Origin of the sequence: Legionella bozemanae (assembly GCF_900450575.1) — a bacterium.
In the GTDB taxonomy this organism is placed as follows: domain Bacteria; phylum Pseudomonadota; class Gammaproteobacteria; order Legionellales; family Legionellaceae; genus Legionella; species Legionella bozemanae.
The window spans coordinates 3,462,411-3,478,291 of sequence record NZ_UGGY01000001.1 but is presented as its reverse complement, the minus strand read 5'-3'; the positions used below and the strand labels follow the sequence as shown (position 1 = coordinate 3,478,291).

Genomic DNA, 15,881 nt, shown 5'->3' with positions numbered 1-15,881 from the left:
GTAAGCAGTTACAGGTAGAACATCATGCCAAAACCAAAATCTCCTAAACCTCCAGAACACCCAGAAATTTTATTAGATGTTGATGGGACTTGTCTTGATAGCGCCGGAAAATTCAATACTAATCTCTTTAAAGCACTAAAAGCGATGGGGATCAAACAAGCAAACATTTTATCATCATTCGAGATGAAAAAATTAGACGCATATTTAGAAGACAAAAGTTTTCGCTGTCTAGTGATTGATGAATTAAAAAAAACGGGAATTAATACAGGATATGTCATCGTAAATGCTTCACCCTATTTGGATGTGGATGATAAGGATCAGGGCAAACTAGGAAGTTACTATCGTAATACGATTGAAAAGTTTGAGAGAAGGATATTAAAAATTCGAAAAAAAAATCCGGACGTTTTGGATTTAGATGTAACAGAACAAAGGAAACTAGAACCTCCAAAGATGCGAGAACAAGAAATTCTTGGGATAGAGTCCAAGCAAAGAGAACAGGCCGTACTGGCACGTGAATCATCTGGGATCGCAGCCCCAATGGAGTCAGTTGCTGAGCTTACAGAAACTCAAAAACGTGATAACGAAAAGGTCGAAAGGATTCGAAAAAAGCTGCAACCTAAAACGGAGTCATTCGTTGATTGGCATAAGTTCAAAGGAGGTAAGGAACGAATGATTCTTCATGTCCTTCAGCATAAACCCTCAAGCAACTTTATTGTTTTTGACGATAAAGAGGAAGTGAACAATACCGTCGAAAGGATGGATGTAGACTCAGAAAATTTTCCCGCTGCAAACGGCCGTATGCATGCTGTAAAGGTCGATATGAAGAATAGAAAACAAACTGAGGATTATTATATTCGGAAGTTGATTCAAGGTTATTCTATTAGCCAATTGAAACAGTTTATTGAGACTCATGCGAAGGAGTTGGCAGATGGTAAGGAACTTTTGCGCTATTTATTAAACGCGATACCACAAGAAGAAGAGATTAAGGAAAAGCAAAAAGGAATCTATGCGCAATTGGTATTAGCTTATTGGCATCCCCACGATATTGAGAATATAGTCGAGCTATATCAAAAATTAAGTCAGGAAGAAACAATTTCTGCAGATCTGGAAGGAGCATTTGCTAATGTAATGTTGGCAAGTTTGGAAAATCCTGCTTTTCGCATAAAAATTCTTGATGCAGTTATTGCCAACATCGATGAAAATAAAAAAACGCCTTTTAAAGATTACCTTGTTTCTGATATTAAAAAAACATCCCTTGAGCATTATACAATGCTTGCAGAAAAAGATTCGGAAAAATGGACGCCACTGGTTCAGCAAATTTCAGAAAATAAATGCGAGACTACCAATGACTTATTGCTTCTCCGCTCCAGCATCCAACTTGGTTTAGCTATGAAAGATAAACAAGATATTGAAGAACTAACAAAATTAATGATACGGGCTAAAAAAGCAAGGAAAGAAATAGAAGAAGGTTTGGTTCCAGATTTAGCCGAACAAGAAAAAGTCAAAATTATCGAAGAGAATATTAGTAAAGCAATAGCTCATACTGCATATAACCCCAAAAATTATTTGGAATTACTACGATATTATCGTGATTTTAAAAGTGAGTTTGGTAACACCCCGGAAAAAGAAGCATTTGCGGCATATTTAACCCCTGAATTAATGCAAAAAACTGCAGAAATCCTAATATCCCTTAATCCATCACAGCCTCAACCATGGAAGTTTATTGGCTACCCAGTGTTAAAAGAGATGTTCTTTAAAACAGGGAAAGAGCTTGAGTTAACGCAATATGTGAAAAACCTTGAAAGAAATTATCCTGATGGCAACCCCGAAATCGCTTCATTAATGATTTCATTGATCACTGGATATACTGATATACGTTTTTATCCAGCCCAAGAATTACCACAGATCGCCAATATTGATACGAAAAATCACCAACTTGCCTTATTGCTTGCGTTGGCTGCAAAAGATAAAGATGCAATAGATAAGATCAAGGATCAATTCATTAATAATAAAGACTTAGAATCTTGCCTGTTTTTAATCGAAGGTATTAAACAATTCCGGGGTAGCTTATCACCAGAAATCAAAAGAAACCTTGGAGCTTCATTGATCGATCGCATCGACGCACTTTTAGCCAGCAAACAGCTACCTACTGATTTTGATAATTATTTGATTGATCCCAAAGCTAAAAACATTTTGGAGAAATTGAATCAAGATGATAAGAAAGGTGCTATTTTAAAACATGCTGCTTTATGTGCTTTGGCTGGTGTAGCTGAGAAACTGACTCAAGAGGAAACAAAAGATTTCCTTTTGCGCCTCAATAATTCCATGCAGACTATATGTGCTTTTGATGATGGTGAGTTATCCCAATTTGCAAAAGAATCCACGATGGAAGCAACAAAAGAGATTTTAAATAAATTAGACGGAACTATTGCTTATGTAATCAAGATAGGTGATTTTAAGCTGGACTTAAGCTCTGAAGACAAAGAGCTAAAGATCAGGGACGCATTAAAAAATCGCACTGGAAATGCACCTTATCTATTTATTCAAAATGAAGCTGGAGATTTTTTTTACCATACAGCGAATCAGACAAGACTACTGGATGAGCAACAAAAACAACTACTTAATTTAACTGCTACACAAAGTGCTGTGTCACTGGAGCCATTTCAGAGGCTACAGGGAACTTTACCAGCACAAGAACGGGATCACATTTTCGAACCGGCTTTAGAAAGCGAAATCGGAAAAATATTTGATAATTGTCTTAGCAGCTCACTTGATTGTTATAATTATCTGAAAAAAGATATTTCCCCAAGCAATTTTCAGAAGGAATTAGCAGCACAAATGGCGGTAGGAAAGGTGCTGGAAACATTAAGAAAAACTGTAACCAATGAAGGATTAGCTCAATACTTAAAAGAAGAAAATATACTGGCTAAGTCTGAAATAGAGAAGAATTTGCAATTAATAGCCTATGCAGATTATCTATCAAATACAGTAAAACCAAGTCTAAATGAGATAATGGTTTTGGCGAATGAGCTTAACAATCTTAAAGGTAGGCAAGACTCATTAGTGAAGAAGGGTAAGCTGGATGAAGCGAAACAATTAGAGGGTTTAATATCAACGATTACAAAAATTCAACATGAAATGTTCAATCATTATGTGGCTCATCTGGAATATAATGAGGAAACTGAAAACGAGATTAATAACCTACAATACTTTAAAGATAAGCAACATCAAAATGATAATTTAAAAGAGATTCTAGATGCCTCTCGAGCAGTTCTTACCGATGTAGCTCGTTTACCTGAAACAAAAACGGATGTTTTGAAAGCCATGGCAAGAACAGCCCAAGCTTTGCTAGAACCATCAGATAATGAAAATAAGAAAGAGCTTCAAGCAATAGGTCAAAAATTTAAGTTCACTCCAAGCCTTAATTTGTTAGGAAAAGCCATTTTAGTGCTTTTAAGTACCTTAGCAGCAGGGGTTGGTCTGCTTGTTTCAGGAGGTATCGTCGCAAACCAAACGTATAAAGACTCGCGTCTTTTCAAGGCACTTTATAAAGATACGTTTAAACCTGAATCTGACTCCAACGAGGATAAAAGAGAAGAGGGTTTTTCTAATCAATAAAAATGGGGGTAGAGGAGTTTGCTAGGTCGATTTTGCTAAGAACAGGGGATTAAGTAGTGATCCTGGTTGCAAGCAACCAGACTTGTTTATCCAGCTTCTTATTTGGGGTCAAACGACTCAACCTTCAGAGTAATAATTTGATTTAATAGTTTCATATTGATTAATAAAGCAGTATAATTGCCACTTTTTTACTCATCATGGTGATTTCAATGACAATATTAGCTATTTGTGGACCTATAGGTAGTGATTATAAGGCGTTCAGTGAACAATGTTATTCTTTATTAAATAAAAAGTGCACTACCTTAATTGATAGTTCTGCTTATAATTCTATCGATTCATTATTATCTGCAATCGAAAGTGCGCAGGGCGATGTCATTGTTTTTGGGGCAGATATTTTTTTGGATGAACAATTACGCGATAAATTTGATGTTAAGGTGTTTCTTGAATTGGATTCAGATCTGTGCCTGAGTAACTATATAAAATCATTCGCTTCAAGCGATACCTTTGATCTTGAAAAACAACTGAAAAATTACGAAAGTCAGATTAAACCGCTGAATGAAAAAATAAGAGTATCCTCTAAATGCGCAGCTCTGCGTCGCCCACAGGCAAGCGCAAATGATGTATTAATTGACTTGCTGATTAATGCAGAAGCTCAAACCTTAAAGCAATGCCAAACTCCATCTACTTCTCTGCCGCGAGATATGTTCTGGCAACCTGCATCTTTATCTGTGGTGAAACAAACAAATGATAAAGTGGAAACTCCAAATCAGATGTTTATCTAAAAATACGCCTGGTTGCTCGCAACCAGGGTTTACCAAATAATTTTCTTGATCAGGGGCTGGAATTATAAATTAATATCTTGAGAGGTTATATTAATTTCTTCTCCTGCCTGTCTTGCGACAACCAGAGTATATTCGGGAACCTCAAGCCAAGTAGTTGTGTCCTCAGTCAAAGGTTCAGAAGCAATAATAATGCTTTTTTTAGGACCTGCTTTCATTTTGTATTCATTATCATACAATCCATAACTATCCCCGAAGGTATACCATAATGAATGATAGCCGGAGTGGGCGGAGGGAGATGGATCATCGGGTTCTGGCCATCCATAATCCAGAACAAATCGAGTGGCAGCAATAAATTCGCCATTCGTTATAAATAGATTAACTGGTGAATTAATTCTTATATTTCTTTTTTGACGAACATAATGAAGTATTTTTAAAGTTTCAATAATTGCCTTAATAATATCTTCAGTTTGATAATTGCCTATGGGGCTGGGTAGCTGGGATAAAAAAATAGAATAAATCCATTCACTATCTGTAGTCCCATGAATATGTTTTTCATATTCAGGATCAATGTATTCGAGTAAATCATAACGCATTATTTCAAACTCACTTAGCGATCCGTTATGGGCAAGCACCACATTCGAACCTGAAAAAATGAATGGATGTACATTTTGATTCGAGATAATCTGTTTTTCGTGATAAGAAACTCCTCGTAAATGCGCTAACATACAATAAGGCGAAATTTTAGAGGCGAGGTTATACAGATTTCCATCGTAAAAAGGCAATTGCGTTGTTTTATACAAATAAGGCAATTGGGGGTTAGGTGACGTATGGTCCCATGCGGCCATACCAAATCCTGCCAGATTAAGTAAATGGGACATATATTTGGGATTATAACTTTGTTTGATAAATGAATTATCTGGCTTATAGAGCAGTTCTTCAACCAGGATCGGTTTACCAAGGTAGGTTAATATTCTGCACATATCATGTTACCTATTATAGTTCTCTATATGGAGTCTTATATCCAGTTTATAAATGGATTTTTTCAGCGCTACCAGCGAGCCAAAAATTAAATTAAATAATTTATACCAAAGCTGGGGATTGCTTTCTTTAATCCGTTGTATGGTTGCTTCAGTCAGCTTACATAAAATGGTCTGTTCGCAGGTAACAAATGTAAAATGAAACGGTACATTTTTTTCAATGCAACCAATGCTGGCAATTAATGTTCCCGGGCCAATCACCGAGAGTTTAGCGAGTTTGCTGTCTTGTATAATGCATGATTGAATCGCACCATAAATAACCAAGTAGCATGAGGCTGTGTTATCCCCTTCATTGACCAGTTTACAATTCTTTGGCGCATTCAAAATAATGAACTGTTTGAGTAAGATATCAATTTCATCTTGAGTAAATGATTTAAGTGAAAGTAGATTTTCTATTTCGCGCTTATCGATTTTACTTTCTTCAAAAATAATTTTTTTGGGTTGATTTAATGAATGAATAATTCTTTCAAAAAATGACAAACTTGTCATATCCGAATTAGAAATAAAAGAAGTAATGATGTCATGTATTGTTTTTAAACGGTTGCAAATCTGTTGGGCAACAACCTGTAATATTTTATATCGTGTTTCCGGAAAATCATCAGCAAGCAATTCAAAGTAACTACTTGATATATGGATACAGAGAACTGCATCAGATGCTATAAAAGATGTAGATGAAGCTGTATTTTCAATAAGACTATTTACCGTAAAAAAATAACCTGGCTGGAGCATTTCCATATTGGTGACGCCTTCGCTCATTATTTGTGCGGTTACACGAACCGTACCTTCAAGAATGACATAGACTCCATCTGCTTTTTTTCCTTGATGCACAATTGTTTCACCTGCGGTGAATGAAGAGATTTTAGCGTGTTTTAGTAGGAGCTCCAGCTCAAGCGGGTCCAGAAAGTCACCTATGATGCGTGTCAGCTGTTTATTAAGATTTAACTCGTTTTCATCCGATTCAATAACCATATTATCCATTGATATATCCTCAGTAATGATATTCTTGCTGTTTCATCTCTTCGGACCATATTCGGCATTGCTCTTCAACAACTTTAGGTAAGGAACCTACTTTTTTCAATATTTGTAGGAGCACAAAGGAATCATTAATTTTATTGGTTACCTCATCCAATAACTGGGCCACGTAGTCAGAATTTCCTAATTGACTCGTATATTTTTTTATTTTCTCAGCCGTATCAAATATGTCGTCAACAATTAAACCATGCTTCATTGTGTAAGGATTAATAAAAGTACCGTCGAAACCATAACGACTGGCCTCAAATCGGTTTTGATTATAGAGATAATACAGGTCATTGCTTACTTGCGTGGGCCTTTCTTCCAATAAATAAATGGCCAGAGCCTGAATATAGGCGGTAATTAAAATGACTTTTTTGATGGTTAAGGGTGTATCGAAAACCCTAATTTCAACCGTGCCAAATTCGGGTTTGGGTCTGATATCCCAATAAAAATCTTTCATGGATGTGATAATACCCAGGCGTCGCATTTTATAAAAATAGTCCGAGAATTCGTTCCAGTTGATTAAATAAGGTATAACACCGCTTAACGGAAAGGCATTAAACATTATAGAGCGGGATGAACAAAAGTTGGTATTAACACTCTGATAAAAAGGCGAGGAGGCTGAGAGGGCAATTAATTGAGGTACATATCGCGAGAGCGCGTGGGTAAGATAAAGTGCATTCTCCGAGTTTCCGCAGCCTATATGGATATGCTGACCAAATTCAGTCGCCATTTGGGATAAAAAGCGATATCTCCTTGAAATACTTTTATACCTTAATGTCGGAAATATTTTCTGCATGGCCCAACTTTGAAAAGGATGGCTTCCGCCGCCGCACATAGCAATCCCAAGGCTAGATGCTTGCTCTAACAAATAGGCTTTCAATTCAAATAATTCCTGTGACATGGTTTGTGGGGACTGATGGATCGAAGTATTAATTTCAATCATGCTTTGCGTTATCTCAGGTTTGATTCTTACCTGATTCGGGCCGGTTTTAATATTTCTAATCAGCTCCTTGGCTTTGGAAATTAACGAATACGATTTCGGATCAATAAGTTGAAGTTCCAATTCAACACCAATTGATCCAACTGAGGATTTTTTAAAACGAAGATTTCTCATAAATCTCCTTGGGAAAATAATTCCTTTTAGTTAATTATAATCTAAATAAAGGATGCTGCTGGGATTTATTGCTTCATATTAATGATAATTTTCAGCTTCCGTACGCGCTTATTTTGCAGTGTATACGAGTCCAACTGCTTGACACGTTATAATTTGTGGTCCAAATTGATTATTAATTGTCCACTCAAGGATGGTAATGGATACATTACAATGGTTAGCTCATCTCATCCGCTTCAATTCGATTTCCAACATGGCGAACCTGGAACTCATTGAAACAATAGATGACTGGTTTAAGTTACATCATATTCATTCGCAAATTATACCTGGCCCGACAGAATCCAGAGTTAATTTATTTGCAACAATTCCTGCAAGTAATGGGCAAACAGAGGGAGGTCTTCTTCTGTCAGGTCATACCGATGTGGTCCCTGTAGGAGGGCAAATATGGAATACAGATCCTTTTGTAGCCACAAGGTCTGATAATAAAATTTATGGTCGCGGTGCATGTGATATGAAGGGATTTCTTGCGGTAATTCTCGCTCTTGTTCCCGAGTTTAAAAAGTTGAACCTGTTGAAGCCGATACACTTTTCATTTACTTGTGATGAAGAAATAGGGTGTGTCGGTATAGATTATTTAATTGATTTTTTTAAAAAAAATGACATTCGGCCAGAGGGGTGTATTGTTGGGGAGCCTTCTAATATGCGACCAATAATAGGCGGAAAATCCAGAAAGCTTTATCATTGTCAGATACAGGGAAAAGCGGTTCATTCTTCTCTTGCTTTTGAAGGATGTAATGCAATCGAGTATGGGAGTCGTTTAATTTCTTATATTAATTCTATCGCTCGTTATGTAAAAGAAAATGGGCCGTTTGATAATGATTATGATTGTCCGTTCAGTACAATAACCGTCAATATCGTCAGTGGTGGCAATGCAACGAATGTAATTCCTGGAGTTTGTGAATTTATTCTTGAAGTGCGTTATATCAATCAATTTCTCATTGAAAATTTTCGCAGTCAAATTGAAAATTATATTAATAATGAGCTACTGCCTGAGATGAGAAAAACCTACTCCGAAGCAATGATTTATTTTGATGAAACCTCTGATGCACCTGGATTTCGTGCTCTTGAGGATTCATCGATCACGAGGATAGTTCGTGTAGTAACAGGAATAAAGGAGCGCTTAAAAGTTTCGTATGGAACGGAAGCGGGAATAATTCAAAATGCGCATATCCCTACGGTTATTTGCGGGCCTGGTGATATTAAACAGGCACATAATCCTAATGAATTTATAACGATAGAACAACTTAACCTCTGTGAAAAAGTAATAAAAAATGTAATTACTTTTTTCTGTAGTGAGCCCCAAAGCAGTGAAATGTAAATACACCCTGGATTTATTTTATTGATTACGGATGCGGTAAAAATAACATGCCATATCCTTATAATGCCCTTTTTTATAATACTTCATACCGCATTTTTGCATGACCCGGAATGATGCAGTATTCTTCCTGTCGGCATAGGCGATAATATACTCTGTTTCTATGTTCTTCCTTGCCCAGCGCAAAAGCCCTTTTAATATTTCGGTAGCATACCCTTTATGCCAAAATTTTTGATGTAAGAGATAGCCTACCTTTATTTCTCCAGATTCGAGCTGGTTGAAATAGGATTCTCCTACAAATTCGTCATTAGATAGCTTAAAAATAACAAAACAGGGCAAATGCTTCTCTTCATAATCAACCAGACATTCATCAATATAATCCTTAATGTCTTTATCGTTTAAAAGACCTTCAGGAAAAAACTCTTTAACTGCTGGATCTCTTTCTATAAGTTTTAAATGTTTGTCATCCCCTTTTTTAATTAAGCGCAAACCAAGATGTGGGGTTTTTATCAAATAGTTTTCCATAACGTACCTGCAATAGAAGATGTAAATATATATATACATCTTAGTACACTAATGATTGTAATAATTATTTTTTACTACTTTTATATGCTTAAGATCGGAGCTGGATTCTGCGCATAAAGCGCAGAACGTAAGCTTTTGTGATTATCTGAATGGAGGTATTTTGATTTTATGTCATGCCCCCTGCCTACTTTCCCTCCCCACGACTTATTCATGGGTAGTCCGTTGGATTCAGCTCAGGTAATCACTCATGGATGATTCCGTGGGCAAGCACAGCAAAATGGTAGAAAATAAGACAATAACAGCTAAACTTAAATGAGTAACTGAAGGTGTTGAATGGAATTTTATTCGATTTTTATCAAAAGAATTTTTCCACCTAATCTCTTTAAGGAGTATGGAATGCAAACAAATCGAGGTGTTATTTATACCGGTAAAGGAACGGTTCAAGTTGATTCAATCGATTTCCCAAAATTTGTTAATCCTAAAGGAAGCAAAATTAATCATGCAGTGATACTCAAAGTGATCTCTACTAATATTTGTGGCAGTGATCAGCACATGGTGAGAGGAAGAACGACAGCCCCGGTAGGAATGGTTTTAGGCCATGAAATTACAGGTGAAGTGATTGAAGCAGGATCAGATGTTGAGTTTATCAAGGTAGGCGATCTTTGCTCTGTTCCCTTTAATGTTGCTTGTGGACGTTGCAAAAATTGCAAAGAACAATTTACGGACGTATGCCTCCATGTAAATGATTCGCGTGCTGGAGGCGCTTATGGCTATGTTGATCTCGGCGGCTGGATTGGAGGGCAAGCAGAATATGTCATGATTCCGTACGCAGATTTTAATTTATTAAAATTTCCTGATAAAGATCAGGCCCTAGCAAAAATTCGTGATTTAACGTGTCTGTCTGATATTTTACCTACGGGTTATCACGGCTGTATCAAAGCGGGTGTTAAATCAGGATCAACTGTCTTTATATCGGGTGCGGGCCCTGTTGGTCTTGCGGCAGCTGCTTCTGCATTTTTCCTTGGCGCAGCTGTGGTCATTATTAGTGATGTCAATGAAGATCGGCTAGCTCATGCCAAAAGCTTTGGCTGTCAAACGGTCAATCCCTCTTTGGATGTGTCTATGTGTGAACAAATCCAGCAAATTTTAGGAGTGCCTGAAGTCGACTGCGCTATTGATTGCGTTGGGTTTGAAGCGAGAGGCCATGCTGCAGATGGAAAAACGATTGAAGAGCCTGCTGTGGTGCTCAATCAATTGATGGAGGTAACCCGGGCAGCTGGTGCCATTGGCATCCCAGGTTTATATGTCACAGAAGATCCAGGTGCTGTAGATAAAGCTGCAAAAAAAGGTATTTTGAGTTTGCATCTTGGTACAGGTTGGGCAAAATCACTGTCATTTGCCACAGGTCAGACGCCAGTAATGAAATATAATTATGGTCTAATGATGGCTATTTTAAACGATCGACTTCCAATAGCAAAAGCGGTCAATGTTTCTGTTATTACTTTAGATGAGGCACCCCGTGCTTATGTTGAATTTGACCGTGGTGTGCCTAAAAAATTTGTTATTGATCCTCATAAGTCGTTTTCATAAGTTTAAAGTGTCTTTAGTTATCCTTATTCATGCAATGATAGATAAGGGTGACTCGTCATACCAAACATGTTTTAAGTTGAGAAGGCAGTAAATTGTTCCTATACCTATAGTATAGAGTTTGAGAAAAGGACTTTAACTATGAAAAAAGCACACGTGACTGTGGATGAAATTGTAGATGCTGCACTCTCTCTTGCGGAACAAACTTCATGGGAGAATGTGAGGTTATTTGATATTGCCAAACGACTTAACGTGAATCTAGAGGATATTCGCTCTTGTTTCCGTGAAAAAAATGAGTTGGTAGACGCTTTTTTCGATAGGGCGGACAAAGCAATGCTGGCAAGAGCAGAGCAACCAGAAATAATGGAACTAAATACCTCAGAGCGTTTACATAAACTCTTAATGGCTTGGTTTCAAGTATTGCAAAGCCATCGCAATGTGGTGAGACAAATGCTTTGGGCGCAACTGGAGATGGGACATATTCATGTGCAAATTCCCGCACTTTTGCGAGTGAGCCGAACAGTACAATGGTGGAGAGAGGCAGCGCAACGCGGAGCAACTTATTATCACCGTGCTATTGAAGAGACAGGTTTGACGCTTATTTTTCTAATGACTATGGCTTATTGGTCACAAGACAATTCGAAAGAAGCCATCAACACTAGCCGGTTTTTGCAAAAAAAGCTTTCCCAAGCACACGGTTTTAAGGAAAAAGCTAAGGATTTATGCGGCCTTGCTCCTGGGAGTGGTTCTTCTCGTGAAATAAAATCTGATGATAGCGACATTATATTTCGGTAATGCAGCAAGGATGCAGAATTTTGGGCACTGCTCTATGTATCCGCTTTAACCTTGCCAAATAGAATGTTCCTGATTTTTCTTCTATATTCATTTTTATTAAGGGCGTTATTAAGGATAAGAACATGATAAGGATATTAATGTGTCTAGGTCTTGTTTTAAGCTGCAATTTACTCATTGCAAACACTATCCCACAATCGGGTACTAACTTAACTCCATGTTTCAACATGGATGAAGTAGAACGGGTTGGAAAACAAGTCAATGAACTTTTACGCCATGAGTTTTGCGAAGAAAAAATTGATCCCCAAAAATTTGCATCGATGAGCCAAAATATTTTGGCAAAGATCATGACTGAATCTTTTTTAGGGGTGGCTCCACCAGAAAATTGGCAGCAATTAACCGATGACATTATAAAAAACTGCCTTGAAAATAAGGAGCTGTGTAAAAAAGAAGCGCGGAAAGAGTTTGAAACATGTATCAAACCTAAAATACCATTGATCTTGGTGCAAGTAGGGCCTTGGTTTGCTGAACATTGTTCCCAATTAAACAAGTCATTAATTCAGCAATGGCCAGATAAAAAAGCAATCCTTGAAAAAACAATTAATGAAAACAAGGCTTCAGAGAGTGCTTTGTAATTTAGTTGAAACAAAATAGAAAATAAAATGGAGATGATAATAAGGACATAATCATTTTTGGATTAAATTGATCAATTATAGTATAATTTGAATATTTTTTATCTTTGGAAATATTCAATGAAAAAAATGGTTCTCAATTTTTTGATTCTTTTCACAATAATCACCTCACCTCTTTCTTATGGTCAAACTAAAAATAACGCTACTGTTTCTGGTTGGCCAAACTACCTAGCCATGGGAACCATAACAAACGGAGCACTGCAAGAACCGACTAATATTCGCATCGATTCAGTGTTTACCTACAATGGTGCTGGTGGTGATGGGGATCCTGGAAAAATTGAAACCCCTTATAAAATTTGGAATATGATTAACATGGCCAAAAATATAAAAACGAATACGGGCTATCCTGTTAATCCTGTTTTAGTGGAGTACGGCTGGCAACTCAGTGGGGGCTGGAATACAGACAGCGTGACTCATGTAGATGATCTCACAAAACATTTCTTTAATCTCATGTTTTTGTCTAAAACGTTGGAGGCTAATGCGTACAGCAATACGGGAACCTTTGGCACCATATTATTAAACCCAGATATGCTTGGCTATTTAGGAAATACAAATCGTGTGGAGACAGTTCAGTCTTTATATATACCCGTTGGCCAAGCGCTTGCGAATGCTTATTGCATGATGGCTAAAAAAATGGATTACACCAATTGCACCTATGGTTGGGATAATAAACCGGTCATGGCTCAGGGTACCCCAACGGATTTGTTGGTATGGTTAAAGTCTAAAACGGATAATTATACTGCGGGTCAAGCTTTTTCCACTTGTGTTAATGATTATGTGATGCCTCAGTGTATCGCGGCAACTCCAAATAATAACATTCCCGATTTCTCAGATAATTTTAATGGTTGGTTACAAGCCCAAAACTGGATGGCCAAATACTTTGGACCGTATGTTGCCCTAGGCGTTCATGAAAATATTTCCGCGGCGCCTGAAGGGGGATGGTGGATTCATCAGGGAGCAACGGCAGTTCAACCCTATGTTGATAAGGTTTTGGCCGATTTAAAACGCTTTGAATTATTTAGCAGTAAATACAAGCCTGATTTTATTTATTTTGATCGTTATGGCGCTGATGATTACAGTAGTAAATTTCCCAGTTTACTTATGAATCAGGCAACGTTTTACAATGATGCTGCATGGCAAAATTTTCTAACAATGACTAAAAAAATTAGTGAAGGGCTAGGACAACAAGCAGGAAAAAATTACATACCTGCCATGTTATGGCAAATCCCAGCGGCCCATATCCCTACACAAAATGAGCCTGTTTTAGAAGCTCATGAAGAAGGTTCTGCTCCGGTATATTTTTTTGGTGACCCAAACTTACAACCGGATTTAAGCAATATTGTTTCCTGGGTTAATGTTGATATTGCTCATTTACCCAATGGTTACAGTTTGTGTGCTGGTAAAAATGCGAGCCAGTGCTTGACGTTAAATAACTTCAATTGGGCTCACAATAACTCTGACCAATTAAAAGCAGCAGTTGATGCGCATATATTTTCAATTTTGTGGGGAGCTGGTGCTTTTGCAACCGGGGTTTGGGAAGTGCCAGGGACAACTTTTCCAGATAATGGATGGATGGCAAAAAAATTGAGGATTTATTATAAAAATCCTCAAACCTTCTAAAGGTTTTATCCCCACCACCTACGTACTGTGACTGGTTCCTGAGAGAACCTCGTGAATTTAACCTCCTACGTACCGCGCATAAAGCCTGAGAGATAGACAAAAAAATTTGGTTTAAGGCATTGAAATATAGGAATAATGGTATTGAAAGTGCATGACGGATTATGATCCAATAGAGTTCCACAACAATAAGAGATCGACGTCATGCACCTGATGCAATTATTACACAAAACATTAGCAAAAGAATTACCTTTTATTCATAAATCACGCTTACACAATTTAATCATGGCTTCATCGACGTTAATTAAGGTAAATAAATTAACGCTGACATCGCTTGGCCGTCATTTGCCTCATACTAAAGTTAAGACTCGCAGCAATATAAAAAGGATAGACCGCTTATTAGGGAATACGCGATTACAAAAAGAAGCGATTGAATTTTATAGGACAATGAGTCATTATCTACTAGCAGCACAAAGACGCCCCTGGATTCATGTTGATTGGAGCTGTATATGTTCGCAGACTAAACTCTATTTATTGAGAGCCTCCTTGTCGATGCAAGGACGCTCGATTGTGATTTACGAAGAATGTCATCCACAGAAAAAACAAAATAACCATCAAACTCATAAAGAATTTTTAAATAATCTAAAAGCTATTTTACCGAGCTCTGTACAACCTATTATTGTTACCGATGCGGGATTTAGAGCGCCTTGGTTTTCCTATGTTCGAGCGCTTGATTGGGATTTTTTAGGCCGATTACGCCATAAGAATGCGATATATTTAGAGGCTACAGCAACTTGGCAATTAAGTCATATCTATTATGAACAAGCCACAGCCAAACCTAACTACTTGGGGCAGGGCCTTCTTACAGAGAAAGAACAAATCCCTGCTCACTTTATACTCTATAAAGGCCTCTCTAAAGGTCGTCATAGAGTGAATCAATACAAGAAAGGTAGGCGTGATGCAATGAGTAAACGATATACTAGAGCTCATCATGAGCCTTGGTTATTGGTCACTTCATTGACCTCAACAAACACCGCTGAATACGCTGTGAATATTTATCGGCAACGCATGCAAATAGAAGAAAATTTTCGTGATACAAAATGTACTCGTTATGGGTTTGGATTGAAAGAAAGTCTTTCTCGTTCTCCTCAAAGAATGAGCATATTACTGCTTATTGCTGCTATCTCTACTTTTGCTTGTTGGCTTGCTGGCATTTTTACCAAGCGTAAAGGATATGCATCTTCCTTTCAGGCTCACTCTTCAAAATTCACCAACATTTTATCCCTGGTCTATTTAGGGCGCGAAGCTCTCAAAAAAGGAATCTCTCTCAAAGTAAAACAGTTTCAAAATTTATTACCTCTACTCTCTGAGCTAAATGCCACAACACAGACCCCCACTACAGTCTTTCTTTGAATTTTGTGGGGATCGTACAGGCATAAAGCGCGGTACGTAGAAAGTTGAGCCTATTTCATTTAAAAACATAAAGTTACATTCTGGTTTCGCGTGGTTCTCTCAGGAACCAGTCACAGTACGTAGGTGGTGGGGAGTAGCTATTCAGGGAGTATGTTTGAATCTTGGTGAACGGTTGGATTTGAGCGCAGGTTGCGCGAAAATGATGCTGAGGAAACGTAGCATACATCAGTATGTGAGGCTTCCGAAGCATTATTTTCGCGCAAGATGCGCCAAATGCAGCTGTTCGGTGAATGGGGCATGAACGCTTACGGTGGG

The 15,881-nt window shown here is 37.7% G+C and carries 12 protein-coding genes; 8 read left to right on the top strand and 4 right to left on the bottom strand.

The genetic code is table 11. The annotated features are described in order from the left end of the window. The first annotated feature begins 24 nt into the window (after positions 1 to 24). Together DY223_RS15440 and DY223_RS15435 are read left to right on the top strand one after the other, a co-directional pair. A complete protein-coding gene (locus DY223_RS15440; protein WP_058460533.1) occupies positions 25 to 3,618 on the top strand; it encodes a hypothetical protein in 3,594 nt (1,197 codons plus the stop codon). Positions 3,619 to 3,827: 209 nt separating this feature from the next. Further along, positions 3,828 to 4,400 (top strand): nucleoside/nucleotide kinase family protein, encoded by a 573-nt coding sequence (locus DY223_RS15435; RefSeq protein ID WP_082642479.1) that lies wholly within the window; start codon positions 3,828 to 3,830, stop codon positions 4,398 to 4,400. Between the two features lie 62 nt (positions 4,401 to 4,462). Here DY223_RS15435 and DY223_RS15430 read toward each other — a convergent pair whose 3' ends face one another. From DY223_RS15430 to DY223_RS15420, 3 genes are read right to left on the bottom strand one after another with little or no spacing between them, the layout of a single operon-like run. Next, on the bottom strand, positions 4,463 to 5,380 hold the full coding sequence (locus DY223_RS15430; protein WP_058460535.1) for a class II glutamine amidotransferase: 918 nt from the start codon (positions 5,378 to 5,380) through the stop codon (positions 4,463 to 4,465). A gap of 6 nt (positions 5,381 to 5,386) precedes the next feature. Further along, positions 5,387 to 6,415 carry a Crp/Fnr family transcriptional regulator gene (locus DY223_RS15425; protein ID WP_058460536.1) on the bottom strand — a complete coding sequence of 343 codons (1,029 nt, stop codon included), beginning with the start codon at positions 6,413 to 6,415 and terminating at the stop codon, positions 5,387 to 5,389. 10 nt (positions 6,416 to 6,425) lie between these two features. Continuing rightward, positions 6,426 to 7,568, bottom strand: a complete 1,143-nt coding sequence (locus DY223_RS15420) for a YbdK family carboxylate-amine ligase (protein WP_058460537.1) — start codon at positions 7,566 to 7,568, stop codon at positions 6,426 to 6,428. Positions 7,569 to 7,764: 196 nt separating this feature from the next. Between DY223_RS15420 and argE the strand changes: the two genes are divergently transcribed. Beyond that, positions 7,765 to 8,943, top strand: coding sequence for an acetylornithine deacetylase (gene argE / locus DY223_RS15415; protein WP_058460538.1), 1,179 nt, complete (start codon positions 7,765 to 7,767; stop codon positions 8,941 to 8,943). An 18-nt stretch (positions 8,944 to 8,961) separates the two neighbouring features. Here argE and DY223_RS15410 read toward each other — a convergent pair whose 3' ends face one another. Next, positions 8,962 to 9,465: a GNAT family N-acetyltransferase gene (locus DY223_RS15410; protein WP_058460539.1), complete on the bottom strand. Its 504-nt coding sequence runs from the start codon at positions 9,463 to 9,465 to the stop codon at positions 8,962 to 8,964. Positions 9,466 to 9,861: 396 nt separating this feature from the next. Between DY223_RS15410 and fdhA the strand changes: the two genes are divergently transcribed. The 5 genes from fdhA to DY223_RS15385 all read left to right on the top strand — a co-directional run bounded on the left by fdhA (position 9,862) and on the right by DY223_RS15385 (position 15,566). Beyond that, entirely contained in the window at positions 9,862 to 11,055 is a 1,194-nt protein-coding gene (gene fdhA, locus DY223_RS15405; RefSeq protein WP_058460573.1) for a formaldehyde dehydrogenase, glutathione-independent, read from the top strand. A 138-nt stretch (positions 11,056 to 11,193) separates the two neighbouring features. Further along, positions 11,194 to 11,847, top strand: coding sequence for a TetR/AcrR family transcriptional regulator (locus DY223_RS15400; RefSeq protein WP_058460540.1), 654 nt, complete (start codon positions 11,194 to 11,196; stop codon positions 11,845 to 11,847). A gap of 122 nt (positions 11,848 to 11,969) precedes the next feature. After that, the gene (locus tag DY223_RS15395) at positions 11,970 to 12,479 is read left to right on the top strand and encodes a hypothetical protein (protein ID WP_058460541.1); all 510 of its coding nucleotides are present in this window, start codon (positions 11,970 to 11,972) and stop codon (positions 12,477 to 12,479) included. Between the two features lie 117 nt (positions 12,480 to 12,596). Further along, positions 12,597 to 14,156 (top strand): hypothetical protein, encoded by a 1,560-nt coding sequence (locus DY223_RS15390; RefSeq protein ID WP_058460542.1) that lies wholly within the window; start codon positions 12,597 to 12,599, stop codon positions 14,154 to 14,156. 210 nt (positions 14,157 to 14,366) lie between these two features. Continuing rightward, positions 14,367 to 15,566: an IS4 family transposase gene (locus DY223_RS15385; protein WP_160116288.1), complete on the top strand. Its 1,200-nt coding sequence runs from the start codon at positions 14,367 to 14,369 to the stop codon at positions 15,564 to 15,566. Positions 15,567 to 15,881: the final 315 nt, after the last annotated feature.

Bases quoted from the DNA above. Each gene is read 5' to 3' on its own strand.
- DY223_RS15440 (WP_058460533.1), top strand. From the start codon at position 25: ATGCCAAAACCAAAATCTCCTAAACCTCCAGAACACCCAGAAATTTTA.
- DY223_RS15385 (WP_160116288.1), top strand. From the start codon at position 14,367: ATGCAATTATTACACAAAACATTAGCAAAAGAATTACCTTTTATTCAT.
- DY223_RS15425 (WP_058460536.1), bottom strand. From the start codon at position 6,415: ATGGATAATATGGTTATTGAATCGGATGAAAACGAGTTAAATCTTAAT.
- DY223_RS15390 (WP_058460542.1), top strand. From the start codon at position 12,597: ATGAAAAAAATGGTTCTCAATTTTTTGATTCTTTTCACAATAATCACC.
- DY223_RS15420 (WP_058460537.1), bottom strand. From the start codon at position 7,568: ATGAGAAATCTTCGTTTTAAAAAATCCTCAGTTGGATCAATTGGTGTT.
- DY223_RS15400 (WP_058460540.1), top strand. From the start codon at position 11,194: ATGAAAAAAGCACACGTGACTGTGGATGAAATTGTAGATGCTGCACTC.
- fdhA (WP_058460573.1), top strand. From the start codon at position 9,862: ATGCAAACAAATCGAGGTGTTATTTATACCGGTAAAGGAACGGTTCAA.
- DY223_RS15430 (WP_058460535.1), bottom strand. From the start codon at position 5,380: ATGTGCAGAATATTAACCTACCTTGGTAAACCGATCCTGGTTGAAGAA.
- argE (WP_058460538.1), top strand. From the start codon at position 7,765: ATGGATACATTACAATGGTTAGCTCATCTCATCCGCTTCAATTCGATT.
- DY223_RS15395 (WP_058460541.1), top strand. From the start codon at position 11,970: ATGATAAGGATATTAATGTGTCTAGGTCTTGTTTTAAGCTGCAATTTA.
- DY223_RS15435 (WP_082642479.1), top strand. From the start codon at position 3,828: ATGACAATATTAGCTATTTGTGGACCTATAGGTAGTGATTATAAGGCG.
- DY223_RS15410 (WP_058460539.1), bottom strand. From the start codon at position 9,465: ATGGAAAACTATTTGATAAAAACCCCACATCTTGGTTTGCGCTTAATT.